The sequence below is a fragment of the Paenibacillus apis genome, assembly GCF_018333295.1.
In the GTDB taxonomy this organism is placed as follows: domain Bacteria; phylum Bacillota; class Bacilli; order Paenibacillales; family Paenibacillaceae; genus Fontibacillus; species Fontibacillus antibioticophila.
The window spans coordinates 1-753 of the sequence record NZ_BORS01000049.1 but is presented as its reverse complement, the minus strand read 5'-3'; the positions used below and the strand labels follow the sequence as shown (position 1 = coordinate 753).

The 753-nt window shown below is 48.9% G+C and carries 1 protein-coding gene; it reads right to left on the bottom strand.

Annotated features, from left to right (window positions below):
• A partial coding sequence (locus KI362_RS25215; protein ID WP_301630986.1) for an IS110 family transposase occupies positions 1–621 on the bottom strand: 621 nt, incomplete at its 3' end.
• Positions 622–753 lie beyond the last annotated feature (132 nt).

Below are 753 nucleotides of genomic sequence, written 5' to 3'. Positions count from 1 at the left end.
GTACCGGCAAATGCGTTCTTTCGTTTCCCAGATCGATTGGCGATACTCTTGAAACGTGACCTGCTGACAGTGATCTGCAAATTTTAAGCTGTCCAACCACGCTTCATACGCATGCGTCCATGGGGTGGAGCCCTTGGGGGAAGCTAGTTGATTACGTAGCAGAAACTTCCCTAACCGTTGCTTTTGCCGGGCCAGATCTTCTTTGGCATCTTCCCGAGCTCGAACTAAATCCCGCAATGCTTCATCCGCCGGCGTCGGAATGTAAACCGGCGTCAGTTCCCCTGCACGAAACAACTGAGCGAGCCGAAGGGCATCTCGTTTATCCGTTTTGACCCGATCTCCCGCACGCTTGGGAATGAGGGACGGGGCCACGATGGTACAAGAAATATTCATTTCCAGCAGCCAGCGATAGAGCACATATCCCGTAGGTCCGGCTTCATAACAAACCTCCAAGGTGATGTCTTCGGATTTACTCAACTGTTGCATCAGTTTGCCCACCGCTTCTTTCGTATGGGTAATGGTTCCCCAATACCGTGCTTCTCCTCGGCCCTCATCGGCAATGGCCACCGCGATTTTGGATTTGGACACGTCTAAACCTACATACTTTGTGGTAATACTCATTCTTAGACCGACTCCTTTTTGTTTTATAGCTCTGATTGTGGAAAGTCCAATGGGTTGAGCTTACTTCTCATTATTTCCACAATTAACCTACGTAGTAGCAATTAGGATGTCGGTTTCGTTCATTATAACTAG